This window comes from Bradyrhizobium sp. WSM1743 (assembly GCF_000473065.1).
Classification (GTDB): domain Bacteria; phylum Pseudomonadota; class Alphaproteobacteria; order Rhizobiales; family Xanthobacteraceae; genus Bradyrhizobium.
In genome coordinates this window covers 37,568-56,135 of the sequence record NZ_AXAZ01000014.1, presented here as the reverse complement: position 1 = coordinate 56,135, position 18,568 = coordinate 37,568, and the positions used below count along the sequence as shown (strand labels likewise).

Genomic DNA, 18,568 nt, shown 5'->3' with positions numbered 1-18,568 from the left:
CTTAATCGCGCTGGCCGAGGAGCTGCAGCAGCAGCGTGAACAGGTTGATGAAGTTCAGGTACAGCGACAGGGCGCCGGTGATGGCCGCACGCTCTGCAATCTCACCGCCGGCCGAGGCGTAGCCGTAGATGTAGTCGTTCTTCAGCCGCTGGGTATCCCAGGCGGTGAGGCCCGCGAACACCAGCACGCCGACCACCGACACGATGAACTGCAGCATCGAGCTGGCCAGGAACAGGTTCACCAGGCTCGCGATGATGATGCCGATCAGGCCCATGAACAGGAACGAGCCCATCCCGGTCAGGTCACGCTTGGTGGTGTAGCCGTAGAGGCTGAGCGCACCGAAGGTCGCCGCGGTGATGAAGAACACCCGCACGATCGAGGTGTGCGTGAACACCAGGAAGATCGACGACAGCGAGATGCCCATCAGCGCCGAGAACACCCAGAACAGGATCTGGGCGGTCGAGGGGGCGAGACGGTTGATGCCCGCCGAGATCACGAACACCATCGCGAGCGGCGCGAGCATGAACAGCCACTTCAGCGGGCTGACGAACATGGCGTAGCCGAACGGCGTCAGGAACAGCTTGCCGACGCGGACCGCTTCCGGGGTCGGAACGTCGGTCACGGCGGCCATGTAGACGCCGAGCGCGGCAAGGCCGGTGATGGCGAGGCCGACGCTCATGTAGTTGTAGATGCGCAGCATGTAAGCGCGCAGGCCGGCATCGACCGTCGCGGCGTCAACACGCCCGGCGGCCCTGCCGAAAGGAGAAGCGTAGTTACGGTCTAGGTCCGACATGGTCGAATTCCCGTTGGTTGGTCCGGTCCGGCATGAGGGTCGCCATGCCGCCGGTTCGTCAAATTCTATCTCGGATACCGATGCCAGCCGACTAAATTTTGGCTAACAATCGGGTCTCCGAACCCATTCGATATGTGGGAAACTAACACATTCGCTGCAACCGTCCACGCGCGGCCGAATGTCGCCCTCGCCCACAATCCTGACGGGCGGACGTGGTTAATCGCAGGAATCGTGCGATTTCGCTCCCGCACGGCCAGCCGCTACCATTTGTCACAAATTCCGCAACACCGTGGCGGGCTTCTTGTTCAACGCCAGCAGCGTGCCGGCGAGCCCGAGCCCGACGGTGACGACCAGGGCGGCCGCGACCACGCCGGCCGCGCTGCCGGCCTGCCAGACGAAGCTCAGCGTCATCAGCCGCGTCACGATCATCCAGGCCGCGATGCTGCCGGCGATCACGCCGAACACCGCGGTGGCGAGCCCGATCAGGAGGTATTCGAGGGCATAGGCGCCGAGCAGCCGCAGCCGCGTCGCGCCCAGCGTCTTCAGGATCACCGCATCATAGACCCGGTGACGATGGCCCGCAGCGAGCGCGCCGCCCAGCACCAGGATCGCCGAGATCAGGGTCACGGCGCTGGCGCCGCGGATCGCCAGCGCCAGATTGGTCACGACCGAGCCGACCGTCTCCATCACCTCGCGCACGCGCACGCTCGTCACCATGGGGTAGGCGTCGGCGACCTCCTTGATGATCTTGCCGTCGCCTGCCGCATTTCCGCCCGTCTCTGTCAGCGTCGCGATATGGGTATGCGGCGCGCCCTTGAAGGCGTTGGGCGAGAACACCAGGACGAAATTGATGCCCATCCCCTGCCAGTCGATGTTGCGCAGATTGCTGATCTTCGCCGGGATGTCGCGGCCGAGCACGTTGACCACCACCTCGTCGCCGAGCTTGAGGCCAAGCCCGTCGGCGATCTTCTTCTCCATCGAGACCAGCGGCGGGCCGGAATAGTCCGCGCTCCACCACTCGCCCTCGACCACCTTGGAGCCCTTCGGCAGCTCAGCTGTGTAGGTCAGGCCGCGGTCGCTTTGCAGCACCCATTCGGAATCCGTGGTCGGCTTGAGCTCCTCGGCGCGCACGCCGCGTGCGGCGACGATACGGCCGCGCAGCATCGGCACGTCCTCGACCTTCGCGCCGGGCGCGATCTGGCGCAGATAGGCGTCGAACTGCTCGGCCTGTGTGCTCGGAATGTCGATGAAGAAGAACGACGGTGCGCGGTCGGGCAGGGCGGCGAGGAACTGCCGCCGCAGATTGCCGTCGATCTGGGTGATGGTGACGAGCACGGCGAGCCCGAGGCCGAGCGACAGCACGACCGAGGGCGTCAGCGCACCCGGCCGGTGGATGTTGGCGATCGCAAGCCGCAGCATCGGCAGCCGCGTCCGCGGCAGCCGCCGCGCGATTGTCATCAGCAGGGCGGCGATGCCGCGCAGCAGAGCGAACACGACGACAGAGGAGGCCACGAACACCGCGGCGATGCGCTTGTCGAACGACAGGCCGATCACGACCGCGATGAGCAGCGCGATCACCACACCCATGAGCCCCAGATAACTCGCGCGCGGCCGGTGCCATTCCGAGCTGATGATGTCGCGGAACAGTGCGGCCACCGGCACGTCGTGCACGCGGCCGAGCGGCCACAGGCCGAAGGCGAGAGCGGTCAGCAGGCCGTAAACGAAGGACAGCGCGAGCTCGTCGGCATGCACGGCCGGCACCACCGGCAGCGGCAAGAGCTTGCCGAACAGGCCGACGATGGCGAAGGGCATGGCGGCGCCGAGCGCAAGGCCGATCACCGAGCCGATGCCCGCGAGCAGGATGACCTGCGCAAGATAGATGCCGAAGACGTCGCGCCCGGTCGCGCCGACGGCCTTGAGGGCCGCGATCACCTCGAGCCGGCGATCGATATGGCTCTTCACGGCATTGGCAACGCCGACACCGCCGACCAGCAGCGCGGCGAGCCCGACCAGGGTCAGGAACTGCGTGAAGCGGTTGATGTTGCGTTCGAGCTGCGGCGAGGCGTTGGAGCGGCTGCGGATCTCCCAACCGGCCTGCGGCGCGGCGTTGCGCGCGTCCGCGATGAAGGCTTCGGTGGCGCGCTCGTTGTTCGCGGTGTCGGGCAGCTTGACCCGGTAGACCCAGCGCACCAGGCTGCCGGGCTGGATCAGGCCGGTGGCGCGCAAGGCCGCCTCGCTGATCAGGAAGCGCGGCCCGAAGCCGATGCCGCCGGCGAGCTTGTCAGGTTCGGCTTCGACGGTGGAGCGGATCTGGAACGTTGCGGACCCGATCGTGACGCGGTCGCCGTTCCTAAGCGAGAGCCGTGCCAGCAGCGTCGGATCGGCGGCGGCACCGAACGCGCCGTCACGCATCGCGAGCAGATCGGCCATCGGCAGCTGTGGCGCCAGCGTCAGCTGTCCCAGCATCGGATAGGTGTCGTCGACGGCCTTCATCTCGACCAGCGCGAGCTTGCCTTCAGCCGAGCGTGCCATGCCGCGCAAGGTGGCGGCGGTCGAGACGGTGCCGCGCGAGCGCAGAAAGGCGACCTCTTCGGGCTTGGCCTCGCGCTGGAACAGCACGAAGGAGACGTCGCCACCGAGCAGCGTTCGGCCTTCGCGGGCAAGACCATCGGAGAGGCTCGCCGACACCGAGCCGACGCCCGCGATCGCCATCACGCCGAGCGCGATGCAGGCGATGAAGACATAGAAGCCGCGCAAGCCCCCGCGCAATTCGCGCACCGCGTAGCGCAGCGACAGCGCGACGCCGCCCGGCTTCGCCAATGGTTCGACTGCTGCGCTCATGCTGGCGCAGACTGTGTGTCGATGCGCCCGGAGCGCAGGCGGATGACGCGATCGCAGCGATGCGCGAGCGAGGAATCGTGCGTCACCAGCACCAAGGTCATGCCGCGCTCGGCGTGCTTGCTGAACAGGAGATCGACGATCTGTTTTCCGGTTGCCTCGTCGAGATTGCCGGTCGGCTCGTCCGCGACGAGGATCGCGGGATCGGGCGCCAGCGCGCGCGCGAGCGCCACGCGCTGCTGCTCGCCGCCGGAAAGCTGGGTCGGGTAGTGATGCAGGCGGTCGCCGAGCCCGACCGATTGCAGCTCCTGCGCCGCGCGCTTGGCGGCATCGGGATTGCCGGCAAGCTCGAGCGGCACCGCGACATTCTCCAGCGCCGTCATGGTCGGGATCAGGTGGAAGGACTGGAAGACGATGCCGACCTGGCGGCCGCGGAAGCGCGCGAGTGCGTCCTCGTCGAGGGCATTGAAAGCCGTGCCTGATACCACCACCTCTCCGCTATCAGGACGCTCCAGCCCCGCCATCACCATCAGCAGCGTGGATTTGCCCGAGCCTGACGGGCCGATCAGGCCGATCGTCTCGCCCGAGGCGACCCGCAGGCTGATATCCTTGAGGATGTGAACGCGTGCCGCGCCCGCGCCCAATGAGAGATTGACGTTGGAGATGGCGATGGTGTCCATCGCGGTCGTGGCGAGCGAAGAGGGATCGATGCGAGTGTCCATGGTCCGGTCATATGGCAACTCCGCACGCGGGGTCGAGAGGCGTTACGGATTGTTCATGCACATAGCCGTGTTGATGCTCGCCTTGATGACGATCGCGCCCCCCGCTTGGGCGGGCGCGACAAAACCGGTCAAGCTTGTCGTTCTCGGCGATTCCTTGAGCGCCGGTCTCGGCCTCCCGGCCCAGGAGGCGTTCCCCCAAAGGCTTCAAAAATCCTTGCAGGCCAAAGGTTTAGTGGTCGACATGACCAATGCCGGGGTGTCCGGCGACACCACCTCCGGCGGCCGCGACCGGCTCGACTGGTCGGTGCCCGATGGAACCGATGGTGTGATCGTCGAGCTCGGCGCCAACGACGCGCTGCGCGGCATCGATCCGGACCTGACGCGCGCCGCGCTGACCGACATCATCCAGCGGCTCAAGGCGCGCAAGATCGCGGTGATGCTGTGCGGCATGCTGGCGCCGCCGAATTACGGCGCCGACTATGCCGCGCGCTTCAATTCGATCTATCCGGATCTGGCGAAACAATTCGACGTGCCGCTCTATCCGTTCTTCCTCGAGGGCGTCGCGGCCGACGCCAAGCTCAACCAAGCCGACGGCATTCATCCAACTGCGGCCGGCGTCGACATCATCGTCGGCAACATCATGCCCATGGTGGAGGCATTCGTTGGCACGATCGCTGAGCAGCGGCGTTGAAAAGCAGGCAGCGCCAACCCTAATTCCCAGGGATTTACGGGGGCGAGGCGGGCGAAGCTTCGCAGAGTCACACAACTGCGATAGGAATCAGGGTACCGGTGATTCGTCGCCGGCTCTAATTTGGATATGGTCCTTAGCTCGAGGGCTGTACCCAAGCATCGGGAGTGCGAAACGATGCCGCGTTTGTTCACGGGTCTGGAAATTCCGGCCGAGATCGGCCAGTCGCTTTCCAACTTGAGAGGTGGCCTCCCCGGCGCCCGCTGGATCGATCCCGAAAATTATCACGTCACCTTGCGCTTCATCGGCGATATCGACGGCGCTTCCGCCAACGAGATCGCCTCGATGCTGTTTCGCGTCGACCGCAAGCCGTTCGAGGTGAAGGTGCAGGGCCTCACCAGCTTCGGCGGCCGCAAGCCGCGCGCGGTCGTTGCGACCATCGCGCCGAGCAAGCCGCTGATGGAATTGCAGGCCGAGCTCGAACGCATGATGCAGCGGATCGGCCTCGACCCGGAAGGGCGCAAGTTCATCCCACACGTGACGCTGGCCCGCCTGCACGACGCCTCCGACCGCGACGTCGCCGACTATCTCTCGCTGCGCGGCTACTTCCCGAGCAAGGCGTTCATGGCCGAGCGGTTCGTGCTGTTCTCCTCGCGCGCATCCACGGGCGGTGGCCCGTATGTGGTCGAGGACGCCTACGAGCTGTGTGAGTAGCCTCGCTCTCGTGCCCGGGCCGTAGAGCCGGGGCCCAGCGCTCCGCGATGAACGAAATAGTGGGTCCCGGCTCTGCGCAGCAGCGCAAGAGCGCTGCAGCGCGTCCGGGACACGAAAGCGCATACCTCTGGCCTCGATTCACGGCTTGCAATTTGCCGCGGTCTCTGGCGGTAAAGGGCCATGCTCTCGACCCCCAGTTCCCCATTCAGCGAAGCGTATCAGGCCGAGATCGCGTCTGGCGCGATCGAGCCGGATGCCGCGCAGGCCGAGGTCGCCGAGGCCTATGCGGCGCTCGACCAGCGGCTCGCCACCTACAAGCCGCAGCGCAAGCAGAGCCTGCTCGGCCGCCTGTTCAGCAGCAATGGCAAGGACGATGCGCCGCGCGGCCTCTACATCCATGGCGAGGTCGGCCGCGGCAAGACCATGCTGATGGATCTGTTCTTCCAGCACGCCTCGGTCGAGCACAAGCGCCGCGCGCATTTCCACGAATTCATGGCGGATGTGCACGAGCGCATCTACGACTACCGCCAGAGCATCGCGCGCGGCGAGATCGCCGATGGCGACGTCATTGCGCTGACGGCGAACGCGATCTTCGAGGAGAGCTGGCTGCTCTGCTTCGACGAATTCCACGTCACCGACATCGCCGACGCGATGATCCTCGGACGCCTGTTCGCGAAATTGTTCGAGCTCGGCACCGTCGTGGTCGCGACCTCCAACGTCGCGCCCGACGATCTTTACAAGGGCGGCCTCAACCGCTCGCTGTTCCTGCCCTTCATCAAGCAGATCACGGACCACATGGACGTTGCGCGGCTCGATGCGCGCACCGACTTCCGGTTGGAGAAACTGCAGGGCGTGCCGATGTGGCTGACACCGGCGGACGTTGAAGCGGACGCCGCGCTCGACCGCGCCTGGAAGCGGATGTCAGGCGGCGCCCAATGCAAGCCGCGCGACATTTCGATCAAGGGCCGCATCCTGCACGTGCCGTGCTCGGCCCATGGCGTGGCGCGGTTCTCGTTCGCCGACCTCTGCGAGAAGCCGCTCGGTGCATCCGACTACCTCAGGCTGGCGCACGACTATCACACGATCCTGGTCGACCATATTCCAGTGATGGACTTCTCCCAGCGCAACGCGGCCAAGCGCTTCATCACGCTGATCGACGCGCTCTATGACAACGCCGTGAAGCTGATGGCCTCGGCCGATGCCAATCCGATCTCGCTTTACCTCGCCACCGAGGGCAACGAGGCCAACGAGTTCAAACGGACCGCCTCGCGCCTGATCGAAATGAGCTCGGAAACCTATCTGGCGCTGCCTCACGGCCGCAAGGATTCCACCGCGAGCGGCTCGACCAAGGGCCTGGTGGAGACTTAAGTCCTATTCCCGTCGAAAGGTACCGCTGTCATTCCGGGGCGCGCGTCAGCGCGAACCCGGAATGACGGCTGAGGGTCTGCTGGCCGGAATCTCGGCAAACCCGACAATTGGGCATCCACCGACTTGAACGGGGGAGGCGAAAGGGATAACCACCCGTCTCAGTTTTCCCCTCCTTACGTGTCTAAAGGACAGGTTCACATGGCGCGCGACAAGATTGCTTTGATTGGCTCCGGTCAGATCGGCGGAACGCTGGCTCATCTCATCGGCCTGAAAGAACTGGGCGATGTCGTGATGTTCGACATCGCCGAGGGCGTGCCGCAGGGCAAGGCGCTCGACATCGCGCAGTCCTCGCCGGTCGACGGCTTCGACGCGCACTACACCGGCGCCAACTCCTACGAGGCGCTCGACAACGCCAAGGTCTGCATCGTCACCGCCGGCGTGCCGCGCAAGCCCGGCATGAGCCGCGACGACCTCCTCTCCATCAACCTCAAGGTCATGGAGCAGGTCGGCGCCGGCATCAAGAAGTACGCCCCCGACGCCTTCGTCATCTGCATCACCAACCCGCTCGACGCCATGGTCTGGGCGCTGCAGAAGGCCTCGGGCCTGCCGCACAAAAAGGTCGTCGGCATGGCCGGCGTGCTGGATTCAGCGCGCTTCCGCTACTTCCTGGCCGACGAGTTCAACGTCTCGGTCGAGGACGTCACCGCCTTCGTGCTCGGCGGCCACGGCGACACCATGGTGCCGCTGGTGAAGTACTCCACCGTCGCCGGCATTCCGCTGCCCGACCTCGTCAAGATGGGCTGGACCTCGCAGGCGCGCCTCGATGAGATCGTCGACCGCACCCGCAACGGCGGCGCCGAGATCGTCAACCTGCTCAAGACCGGTTCGGCCTTCTACGCCCCGGCCGCGTCCGCCATCGCGATGGCCGAGAGCTATCTGAAGGACAAGAAGCGCGTGCTGCCCTGCGCCGCCTATCTCAACGGCGAATACAGCGTGAAGGACATGTATGTCGGCGTGCCCGTCGTGATCGGCTCCAAGGGCGTCGAGCGCGTGGTCGAGATCGAGCTCGCCGGCAAGGACCGCGAAGCCTTCGACAAGTCGGTCGGCGCCGTGCAGGGCCTGGTCGACGCCTGCAAGAAGATCGCACCCGATCTTCTCGGCCGCTAAGGCGCAGACAATACCCCGCCGAAGATCGAAAACCGGTCTTCGGCGGTTTCACTTCCGGGCCCCGGCTGATGGGGGTTCCGGTTCGCAGTCCAGAGATCTCGAAGTCAAAGAATCCGGGTTGCAGTTCCTGTGGTATATGGTATGCCAGCCACAAGACTGAGGTGGGCCCTAGAGGTCACCGCCCGCGGGTTCAGGGAGCGACCATATGAATATCCATGAATATCAGGCCAAAGCGCTGCTGAACGAGTTCGGCGTGCCGATCTCCAAGGGCGTTCCGGTCCTGAGTGCCACCGACGCAGACGCTGCGGCCATGGCCCTGCCCGGCCCGGTCTGGGTGGTGAAGAGCCAGATCCATGCCGGCGGCCGTGGCAAAGGCAAGTTCAAGGAAGCCAGCGCCGGCGACAAGGGCGGCGTCCGCATCGCCAAGTCGGCCGCCGAGGTCGCCGAATTCGCCAAGCAGATGCTGGGCGCGACGCTGGTGACCGTGCAGACCGGCCCCGCCGGCAAGCAGGTCAACCGCCTCTACATCGAGGACGGCTCCGACATCGACAAGGAATTCTACCTCTCGATCCTGGTCGACCGCGAGACCTCGCGCGTCTCCTTCGTCGTCTCGACCGAGGGCGGCGTCAACATCGAGGACGTCGCGCACAATACGCCCGAGAAGATCGTCACCTTCTCGGTCGATCCCGCCACCGGCATCATGGGCCATCACGGCCGCACGGTTGCGAACGCGCTGAAACTCTCCGGCGATCTCGCCAAGCAGGCCGAGAAGCTCACCGCGCAGCTCTATGCGGCGTTCGTCGCCAAGGACATGTCGATGCTGGAGATCAACCCGCTGGTCGTGACCAAGCAGGGTCAGCTCCGCGTGCTCGACGCAAAAGTGTCGTTCGACGACAACGCGCTGTTCCGTCACCCTGATGTGCTCGCGCTGCGCGACGAGACCGAGGAGGACGCCAAGGAAATCGAGGCGTCCAAGCACGACCTCAACTACGTCACCCTCGACGGCAACATCGGCTGCATGGTCAACGGCGCCGGTCTCGCCATGGCGACGATGGATATCATCAAGCTCTACGGCATGTCTCCGGCGAACTTCCTCGACGTCGGCGGCAGCGCCAGCAAGGAGAAGGTCGCGGCCGCGTTCAAGATCATCACCGCCGATCCCAACGTGAAGGGCATCCTGGTCAACATCTTCGGCGGCATCATGAAGTGCGACGTGATCGCCGAGGGCGTCACCGCCGCCGTTCGTGAAGTCGGCCTCAGCGTGCCGCTGGTGGTCCGCCTGGAAGGCACCAATGTCGAGCTCGGCAAGAAGATCATCCGTGAATCCGGACTGAACGTGGTGCCCGCCGACAATCTCGACGACGCCGCGCAGAAGATCGTGAAGGCCGTCAAGGGAGGCTAACGCCATGGCCCAGGACCATCTCGCCGCATCATCTCCGCTCCCCGAGCATGCGCGTCTCGCCGCGCTCGCCGGCGAATGGGATGGCGAAGAGATGGTCTTCCCGTCGCGCTGGACGGCGGGCGGGCCGGCGACCTCTCACGTCGTCGCGCGCATGGACCTCAATGGATTTTATCTGATCCAGGACTCGGTCCAGATGCGCGACGGCAAGCAGGTCTTCGCCACCCACGGCATCTTCACCTTCGACCGCGACGACCGGACCTACAAATTGTTCTGGTACGACTCGCTCGGCTACACGCCGCCCTCGCCCGCCTCCGGCGGGTGGGTCGGCAAGACCCTGACGCTGGTGCGCGGCTCGCTCCGCGGCAATGCGCGCCACGTCTATGAGATCATCGACGACAATTCCTATTCGTTGAAGATCCAGTTCTCGCCGGACGCGGAAGGCTGGGCTGACGTCCTCACCGGCGTCTACCGCCGCATCCACTGACCCTCTCACTCTGTTAGTTTCGCGAAAGCAGACCTCATGTCCATCCTGATCGACAAGAACACCAAGGTCATCTGCCAGGGCTTCACCGGCAAGAACGGCACCTTCCATTCCGAGGCCGCGATCGCCTACGGCACCAAGATGGTCGGCGGCACCTCGCCGGGCAAAGGCGGCGCGACGCATCTGGGCCTGCCGGTGTTCGACACCGTGCGCGAGGCGCGTGAGAAGACCGGCGCGGACGCGTCGGTGATCTACGTGCCGCCGCCGGGCGCGGCGGATGCGATCTGCGAAGCGATCGATGCCGAGATCCCGCTGATCGTCTGCATCACCGAGGGCATTCCTGTTGTCGACATGGTGCGCGTGAAGCGCTCGCTGATCGGCTCCAAGTCGCGCCTGATCGGACCGAACTGCCCGGGCGTCATGACCGCCGGCGAGTGCAAGATCGGCATCATGCCCGCCAACATCTTCAAGACCGGCTCGGTCGGCATCGTCTCCCGCTCCGGCACGCTGACCTATGAGGCCGTGTTCCAGACCTCCCAGGAAGGCCTCGGCCAGACCACCGCGGTCGGCATCGGCGGCGACCCGGTCAAGGGCACCGAGTTCATCGACGTGCTGGAGATGCTGCTCGCCGACCCCAAGACCGAATCGATCATCATGATCGGCGAGATCGGCGGTTCCGCCGAGGAGGACGCCGCCCAGTTCCTCAAGGACGAGGCCAAGCGGGGCCGCAAGAAGCCGATGGTCGGCTTCATCGCCGGTGTCACCGCTCCTCCCGGCCGCCGCATGGGTCATGCCGGCGCGATCATCTCCGGCGGCAAGGGCGACGCCGGTTCCAAGACGGAGGCGATGAAATCGGCAGGGATTACAGTGTCTCCGTCGCCGGCCCGCCTCGGCCATACCCTTGCCGAAAAGTTGAAGAGCTAATTCACTTCTTCGTGCTTTTCCGGGCGAAGTTTCGCAGCAAATAGGGTAAAGGGTGCCTGTCGCGTCGAGCCCTGTCGGGGGAGCTCGGCGCCAGCGCCGTTTGTTATGCGCGAACCGAAATCGCCAGGAACTCAAGTATGTCTCGCCAGGACGCGAACGCAGCCTTTGCCCTGTCATCCTTTTTGCAGGGCACCAACGCCACCTACATCGACGAAATCTACGCCCGCTACCAGAAGGACCCGTCCTCGGTCGACGCCGAGTGGCAGGAGTTCTTCAAGAGCCTGAACGACCAGCCCGCTGACATCAGCAAGAACGCGGAAGGGCCGTCCTGGGAGCGCGCCAACTGGCCGCTGGCCCCGCAGGATGACCTCACCTCCGCGCTCGACGGCAATTGGGCCGAAGTCGAGAAGGCGGTTGGCGCCAAGATCGCCGCCAAGGCGCAAGCCAAGGGCGCCGACATCTCCTCCGCCGATGTGCTGCAGGCGACGCGCGATTCCGTCCGCGCCCTGATGCTGATCCGCTCCTACCGCATGCGCGGCCACTTCCACGCCAAGCTCGACCCGCTCGGCATCGAAGCTCAGCGCAATCGCGAAGAGCTCGACCCGCGCACCTACGGCTTCAGCGAAGCCGATTACGACCGCAAAATCTTCCTCGACCACGTGCTCGGTCTCGAATACGGCACGCTGCGCGAGATCACCGCGATCTGCGAGCGCACCTACTGCCAGACGCTCGGCGTTGAGTTCATGCATATCAGCAATGCCGCGCAGAAGGCCTGGATCCAGGAGCGCATCGAGGGACCCGATAAGGAGATCTCGTTCACGCGCGAAGGCCGTAGAGCCATCCTGATGAAGCTGGTCGAAGCCGAGGGCTTCGAAAAGTTCTGCGACACCAAGTTCACCGGCACCAAGCGCTTCGGTCTCGACGGCGGTGAATCGCTGATCCCCGCGCTGGAGCAGATCATCAAGCGCGGCGGCAATCTCGGCGTGAAGGAGATCGTGCTCGGCATGCCGCATCGCGGCCGCCTCAACGTGCTGACGCAGGTGATGGGCAAGTCGCACCGCGCGCTGTTTCACGAGTTCAAGGGCGGCTCCGCCAACCCGGCGGACGTCGAAGGCTCCGGCGACGTCAAGTATCACCTCGGCGCCTCCTCGGACCGCGAGTTCGACGGCAACCGCATTCACCTGTCGCTGACCGCCAACCCCTCGCATCTCGAGATCGTCGATCCCGTGGTGCTCGGCAAGGTCCGCGCCAAGCAGGACCAGCACGGCGATCCGCCAGATATGCGCATCTCAGTGATGCCGCTCCTGATGCATGGCGACGCCGCGTTCGCCGGCCAGGGCGTGGTCGCGGAGTGCTTCGGCCTGTCGGACCTGAAGGGCTACCGCACCGGCGGCTCCGTGCACTTCATCGTCAACAACCAGATCGGCTTCACGACTTATCCGCGCTACTCGCGCTCCTCGCCTTACCCGTCGGATGTGGCGAAGATGATCGACGCGCCGATCTTCCACGTCAACGGCGACGATCCGGAAGCTGTCGTGTTCGCGGCCAAGGTCGCGATCGAGTTCCGGCAGAAGTTCCACAAGCCCGTCGTCATCGACATGTGGTGCTATCGGCGCTACGGCCACAACGAGGGCGATGAGCCGGCGTTCACCCAGCCGGTCATGTACAAGCGGATCGCGGCTCATCCGTCGACGCTGTCGCTCTATGCCAAGCGCCTGATCGCCGAGGGCGTGGTCACCGAGGGCGAGGTCGACAAGCTGAAGGCCGACTGGCGCGCGCGGCTGGATGCCGAGTTCGAGGCTGGCACCTCCTATAAGCCGAACAAGGCCGACTGGCTCGACGGCAAATGGGCGGGCTTCAAGATCGCCGACCAGGAAGAGGATGCGCGGCGCGGCGTCACCGGCGTCGACATCGCCACGCTGAAGGACATCGGCCGCAAGATCACCAAGGTGCCGGACGGCTTCCGCGTTCACCGCACCATCCAGCGTTTCCTCGACAACCGCTCGAAGGCGATCGACACCGGTACCGGCATCGACTGGGCGACCGGCGAGGCGCTGGCGTTCTGCTCGCTGCTCAACGAAAACCACCACGTCCGTCTGTCCGGACAGGATTCGGAGCGCGGCACCTTCTCGCAGCGCCACTCGGTCCTGATCGACCAGGAGGACGAGAGCCGCTACACGCCGTTCAACCATCTGGGTCACGAGCAGGGCCATTACGAGGTCATCAACTCGCTGCTGTCGGAAGAGGCCGTGCTCGGCTTCGAATACGGCTATTCGCTCGCCGAGCCGAACACACTGACGCTGTGGGAGGCCCAGTTCGGCGACTTCGCCAACGGCGCGCAGGTCGTGTTCGACCAGTTCATCTCCTCGGGCGAGCGCAAATGGCTGCGCATGTCCGGCCTCGTCTGCCTGCTGCCGCACGGCTATGAGGGCCAGGGACCGGAGCACTCCTCGGCGCGCCTCGAGCGCTATCTGCAGATGTGCGCGGAAGACAACATGCAGGTGGTCTACCCGACCACGCCGGCGAACTACTTCCACGTGCTGCGCCGGCAGCTGCATCGCGAGATCCGCAAGCCGCTGATCATGATGACGCCGAAGTCGCTGCTGCGTCACAAGCGGGCGGTGTCGCGTCTCGAAGAGCTGGCGAAGGGCACGACCTTCCACCGCATCCTCTATGATGACGCCCAGATGCTGCCGAACGAAGCCGTCAAGCTCGTTCCGGACGAGAAGATCCGCCGCATCGTGCTGTGCTCGGGCAAGGTCTATTACGACCTCTACGAGGAGCGCGAGAAGCGCGGCATCGACGACATCTATCTGATGCGCGTCGAGCAGCTCTATCCAGTGCCGCTGAAGGCGCTGGTGGTCGAGCTGTCCCGCTTCAAGAAGGCCGAAGTGGTGTGGTGCCAGGAAGAGCCCCGCAATATGGGTGCCTGGCACTTCATCGAGCCCTATCTGGAATGGGTGCTGAACCAGGTGAACGGTGCGAGCCGGCGTCCGCGTTATGTCGGCCGCGCCGCTTCCGCCGCGACCGCCACGGGTCTGATGTCGAAGCATCAGGCGCAGCTGAAGGCGTTCCTGGACGAAGCACTGAGCTGAACTTTTTGAACTGCGTCATGCCCCGCCTTGTGCGCAACCAGCGCACCGGAGCGGGGCATCCAGTAGCCGCGGCGTGATTGCAAACGCCCCGGCTCGCTGGATGGCCTGCTTTTCGCCGGCCGATGACATTTGAATTCATGACCGCTACCAGCGATCCCTTAAGGAAGAGACCATGACTGAAATTCGTGTGCCGACGCTCGGCGAATCCGTCACCGAGGCCACCATCGGCCGCTGGTTCAAGAAGGCCGGTGACCCCGTCGCCGTCGACGAGCCTTTGGTGGAGCTCGAGACCGACAAGGTCACCATCGAAGTCCCCGCGCCCTCCGCCGGCACGCTGAGCGAGATCATCGCCGCCGATGGCGCGACCGTTGCCGTGGGCGCGCTGCTCGGCCAGATCACCGATGGTGCCGGTGCTGCCAAGCCCGCCGCCGCGCCTGCCAAGGCTGCTGCTCCTGCTGCTGCCGCTGCTCCCGCGCCGGCTCCCGCTGCCGCGAAGGCGCCGCCGGCCGATGCGCCGCTCGCCCCGTCCGTGCGCAAGCTCTCGGCCGAGACCGGCATCGACGCCTCGACGGTTCCGGGCTCCGGCAAGGACGGTCGCGTCACCAAGGGCGACATGCTGGCCGCGATCGAGCGCGCCGCATCCGCGCCGACCCCGGTGAACCAGCCCGCCGCCGCCGTGCAGGTGCGCGCGCCGTCGCCGGCCGATGACGCCGCCCGCGAAGAGCGCGTCAAGATGACCCGCCTGCGCCAGACCATCGCGCGCCGCCTCAAGGACGTGCAGAACACTGCGGCCATGCTCACGACGTTCAACGAGGTCGACATGACCAACGTCGTGGCGCTGCGCGCGCACTACAAGGATGCGTTCGAGAAGAAGCATGGCGCCAAGCTCGGCTTCATGGGCTTCTTCACCAAGGCCGTCGTGCAGGCGCTGAAGGACATCCCGGCCGTCAACGCCGAGATCGACGGCAGCGATCTGATCTACAAGAACTACTATCACATCGGCGTCGCCGTCGGCACCGACAAGGGCCTGGTCGTGCCCGTGGTGCGCGACTGCGACCACAAGTCGATCTCCGACATCGAGAAGAGCATCGCCGATTTCGGCCGCCGCGCCCGCGATGGCCAGCTCAAGATCGACGAGATGCAGGGCGGCACCTTCACCATCACCAATGGCGGCATCTACGGCTCGCTGATGTCGACCCCGATCCTGAACGCGCCGCAGTCCGGTATCCTCGGCATGCACAAGATCCAGGAACGGCCGATGGTCGTCGGCGGCAAGATCGAGGTCCGCCCGATGATGTATCTGGCGCTGTCCTACGATCACCGCGTGATCGACGGCAAGGAAGCCGTCACCTTCCTGGTCCGTGTCAAGGAGAGCCTGGAAGATCCGGCACGCCTGGTGCTCGATCTCTGATCCCTGATGCTCTGCGAGCGCCGTCGCCATTCGCGGCGGCGCGTGTCGAACCATGGAGGCGCGCGTGACGGATAAAGTCGTTGTCATCACCGGCGGCAGCCGCGGCATCGGGCGGGCGACCGCGCTTGCGGCGGCCGCGCGCGGCTTTCGCGTTGTGGTCGGCTATGCCAGCAACAAGGCGGCCGCCGAAGAGGTCGTAGCTACGATCGAGGCCAGCAACGGCAAGGCCATCGCGGTGAAATGCGATGTCGCCGAGGAAAGCGACATCCTCAACCTGTTCAGGGAAGCCGACAAGTTCGGCACTTTAGGCGCCCTCGTCAACAATGGCGGCATTGTCGGCAAGAGTGGCGTGCGCGTCGACGAGATGTCGGCCGAGCGCATCCAGCGCGTGCTGGCGGTCAACGTTACCGGCTCGATCCTCTGCGCGCGCGAGGCGGTGAAGCGGATGTCGACCAAGCATGGCGGCAAGGGCGGCGTCATCGTCAATTTGTCGTCGGTCGCAGCCAGGCTCGGCGCACCCAACACCTATGTCGATTATGCCGCGTCCAAGGGCGCGATCGATTCCTTCACCATCGGCCTCGGCTACGAGGTTGCCGGCGAAGGCATTCGCGTCGCGGGCATTCGCCCGGGCCTGATCGACACCGAAATCCACGCCGCCGGCGGCGAGCCCGATCGCGCCCATCGTCTGGCGCATATGGTGCCGATGAAGCGCGTCGGCACCGCTGACGAAATCGCCAATGCCATCGTCTGGCTGATGTCGGACGAGGCCTCCTACATCACCGCAGCCACTCTCGATGTGTCCGGCGGACGCTGATGCACCTGCGGACGCTGACACATCCTCATCACGCCTAACCTTACGGGACTTTCTCTCATGGCTACCTACGATCTCGTCGTCATCGGCACCGGACCGGGCGGTTATGTCTGCGCGGTGCGCGCGGCCCAGCTCGGCATGAAAGTCGCCGTGGTCGAAAAGAACGCAACGCTCGGCGGCACCTGCCTCAATGTCGGCTGCATGCCGTCGAAGGCGCTGCTGCACGCCTCCGAGATGTTCGAGGAAGCCGGCCATTCCTTCGCCAAGATGGGCGTGAGCGTTTCCGCGCCGAAGCTCGATTTGCCCGCGATGATGAACTTCAAGCAGCAGGGCATCGACGGCAACGTCAAGGGCGTCGAGTTCCTGATGAAGAAGAACAAGATCGACGTGCTCAAGGGCACCGGCAAGATCTTAGGCACCGGCAAGGTCGAGGTCTCCGCCGACGGCAAGTCGCAGGTGGTCGAGACCAAGAATATCGTGATCGCCACCGGCTCCGACATCGCGCGTCTCAAGGGCATCGAGATCGACGAGAAGCGCATCGTGTCGTCGACCGGCGCGCTGTCGCTGGAGAAGGTGCCAGGCAGATTGCTGGTCATTGGCGCCGGCGTGATCGGGCTCGAACTCGGCTCTGTGTGGCGCCGGCTCGGATCAGAGGTCATGGTGGTTGAATTCCTCGATCGCATCCTGCCCGGCATGGACGGCGAGATCGCCAAGCAATTCCAGCGCATGCTTGAAAAGCAGGGCTTTGCATTCAAGCTGGGCTCGAAGGTGACCGGCGTCGAAGCGAACAGCAAGGCATTGCTCGCGAAGATCGAGCCGGCTGCCGGCGGGACCGCCGAGACCATCGAAGCCGACGTCGTGCTGGTCTGCATCGGCCGCACGCCTTACACCGACGGGCTCGGCCTGAAGGAAGCCGGCGTCGCGCTCGACAATCGCGGCCGCGTGCAGATCGATCCGCATTTCGCCACCAGCCTGAAGGGCGTCTATGCCATCGGCGACGTCGTCGCCGGCCCGATGCTCGCGCACAAGGCCGAGGACGAAGGCGTTGCGGTCGCGGAGATCATCGCAGGGCAAGCCGGCCACGTGAACTACGACGTGATCCCGGGCGTCGTGTATACCACGCCGGAAGTGTCCTCCGTCGGCAAGACCGAGGAGGAGCTGAAGCAGGCGGGCACAGCCTATACCGTCGGGAAGTTTCCCTTTACCGCCAACGGCCGCTCCAAGGTCAACCAGACCACCGACGGCTTTGTGAAGATTCTCGCAGATGCGAAGACCGATCGCGTGCTCGGCGTGCATATTATCGGCCGCGAAGCCGGCGAAATGATCCATGAAGCCTGCGTTCTCATGGAGTTTGGCGGCAGCGCGGAAGATCTCGCGCGCACCTGCCACGCCCATCCGACCCGCTCGGAGGCGGTCAAGGAAGCCGCGCTTGCAGTCGGCAAGCGGGCCATCCATATGTAGGCTAGCGCCCAGCACCGAACCGGGCGGGAAACACATGCTGCGCCGCCTTCTGCAACCGGTCTGGGTCCTGCTTGCGATCGTCTTCCTGATCGAAGCCTGGCTCTGGGACCATCTCGAACCGATCGTCGCGCGGGTTGTCGCAGCCATCCCGCTCGCGCGCTTCAAGCATTGGCTGACGGAGCGCGTCGATGCGCTGTCGCCGGCCATGACGCTGATCGTGTTCGCGGTCCCCATCATCCCGCTGTTTCCGCTCAAGCTGGTCGGCCTGTGGCTGCTCGCGCACGAATACTGGACCAGCGCCGTCGTCACGATCGTATTCGCGAAGATGCTTGGCGTCGGCGTCACCGCCTTCGTGTTCGACGTGACGCGCGCCAAGCTCTTGGAGATGCACTGGTTCGAGCGGATCTATGATCTGGTGCTGAGAGTGCGCGCCAGGGCCGCTCAGCTGGTCGACCCGATCAAGCGCCGCATCCGCGAGCTGATCGCCGGCGACGGCGAGGGCTGGTCTTCCCGCACGCTGCGCCTGATCCAGCGTTTTAGGAAGAGCGTGCACCAGGCGCGATAGCTGCCTGCAACATCTTCGCTGTTCACCACACACTCGCTGTCATCGCCCGGCTTGACCGGGCGGTCCAGTATTCCAGAGACGGCCGTTATTGAATCGATAGGCCGCGGCGTACTGGATGCCCCGGTCAA

At 65.1% G+C, this 18,568-nt stretch carries 15 protein-coding genes; 12 read left to right on the top strand and 3 right to left on the bottom strand.

Features of this window, described 5'->3' with window-relative positions; genetic code table 11:
* Position 1: 1 nt before the first annotated feature.
* The 3 genes from YU9_RS0111660 to YU9_RS0111650 form a co-directional block, all read right to left on the bottom strand.
* The gene (locus YU9_RS0111660) at positions 2-793 is read right to left on the bottom strand and encodes a Bax inhibitor-1/YccA family protein (protein ID WP_027572989.1); all 792 of its coding nucleotides are present in this window, start codon (positions 791-793) and stop codon (positions 2-4) included.
* Between the two features lie 270 nt (positions 794-1,063).
* Positions 1,064-3,634, bottom strand: coding sequence for an ABC transporter permease (locus tag YU9_RS0111655; RefSeq protein ID WP_027572988.1), 2,571 nt, complete (start codon positions 3,632-3,634; stop codon positions 1,064-1,066).
* Positions 3,631-4,353: an ABC transporter ATP-binding protein gene (locus tag YU9_RS0111650; protein WP_027572987.1), complete on the bottom strand. Its 723-nt coding sequence runs from the start codon at positions 4,351-4,353 to the stop codon at positions 3,631-3,633. The genes YU9_RS0111655 and YU9_RS0111650 overlap by 4 nt, the downstream gene beginning before the upstream one ends.
* A 55-nt stretch (positions 4,354-4,408) precedes the next feature.
* Between YU9_RS0111650 and YU9_RS0111645 the strand changes: the two genes are divergently transcribed.
* The 12 genes from YU9_RS0111645 (at position 4,409) to YU9_RS0111590 (ending at position 18,440) form a co-directional block, all read left to right on the top strand.
* Positions 4,409-5,044 carry an arylesterase gene (locus YU9_RS0111645; RefSeq protein WP_027572986.1) on the top strand — a complete coding sequence of 212 codons (636 nt, stop codon included), beginning with the start codon at positions 4,409-4,411 and terminating at the stop codon, positions 5,042-5,044.
* A gap of 174 nt (positions 5,045-5,218) precedes the next feature.
* On the top strand, positions 5,219-5,755 hold the full coding sequence (gene thpR / locus YU9_RS0111640; RefSeq protein WP_027572985.1) for an RNA 2',3'-cyclic phosphodiesterase: 537 nt from the start codon (positions 5,219-5,221) through the stop codon (positions 5,753-5,755).
* A gap of 180 nt (positions 5,756-5,935) precedes the next feature.
* Positions 5,936-7,123, top strand: coding sequence for a cell division protein ZapE (gene zapE, locus YU9_RS0111635; protein WP_027572984.1), 1,188 nt, complete (start codon positions 5,936-5,938; stop codon positions 7,121-7,123).
* Between the two features lie 198 nt (positions 7,124-7,321).
* The gene (mdh, locus tag YU9_RS0111630) at positions 7,322-8,290 is read left to right on the top strand and encodes a malate dehydrogenase (protein WP_027572983.1); all 969 of its coding nucleotides are present in this window, start codon (positions 7,322-7,324) and stop codon (positions 8,288-8,290) included.
* A gap of 205 nt (positions 8,291-8,495) precedes the next feature.
* Positions 8,496-9,692: an ADP-forming succinate--CoA ligase subunit beta gene (sucC, locus tag YU9_RS0111625; protein ID WP_027572982.1), complete on the top strand. Its 1,197-nt coding sequence runs from the start codon at positions 8,496-8,498 to the stop codon at positions 9,690-9,692.
* A 4-nt stretch (positions 9,693-9,696) separates the two neighbouring features.
* On the top strand, positions 9,697-10,176 hold the full coding sequence (locus YU9_RS0111620; protein ID WP_027572981.1) for a DUF1579 domain-containing protein: 480 nt from the start codon (positions 9,697-9,699) through the stop codon (positions 10,174-10,176).
* Positions 10,177-10,212: 36 nt separating this feature from the next.
* Entirely contained in the window at positions 10,213-11,097 is an 885-nt protein-coding gene (sucD, locus tag YU9_RS0111615) for a succinate--CoA ligase subunit alpha (RefSeq protein ID WP_027572980.1), read from the top strand.
* A 137-nt stretch (positions 11,098-11,234) separates the two neighbouring features.
* Positions 11,235-14,192, top strand: a complete 2,958-nt coding sequence (locus tag YU9_RS0111610; RefSeq protein ID WP_027572979.1) for a 2-oxoglutarate dehydrogenase E1 component — start codon at positions 11,235-11,237, stop codon at positions 14,190-14,192.
* 172 nt (positions 14,193-14,364) lie between these two features.
* Positions 14,365-15,603 carry a 2-oxoglutarate dehydrogenase complex dihydrolipoyllysine-residue succinyltransferase gene (gene odhB / locus YU9_RS0111605; protein ID WP_027572978.1) on the top strand — a complete coding sequence of 413 codons (1,239 nt, stop codon included), beginning with the start codon at positions 14,365-14,367 and terminating at the stop codon, positions 15,601-15,603.
* Positions 15,604-15,655: 52 nt separating this feature from the next.
* Positions 15,656-16,417, top strand: coding sequence for an SDR family oxidoreductase (locus tag YU9_RS0111600; protein WP_156951827.1), 762 nt, complete (start codon positions 15,656-15,658; stop codon positions 16,415-16,417).
* A gap of 57 nt (positions 16,418-16,474) precedes the next feature.
* A complete protein-coding gene (gene lpdA, locus YU9_RS0111595) occupies positions 16,475-17,875 on the top strand; it encodes a dihydrolipoyl dehydrogenase (RefSeq protein WP_027572976.1) in 1,401 nt (466 codons plus the stop codon).
* Positions 17,876-17,909: 34 nt separating this feature from the next.
* Entirely contained in the window at positions 17,910-18,440 is a 531-nt protein-coding gene (locus tag YU9_RS0111590; RefSeq protein WP_027572975.1) for a hypothetical protein, read from the top strand.
* Positions 18,441-18,568 lie beyond the last annotated feature (128 nt).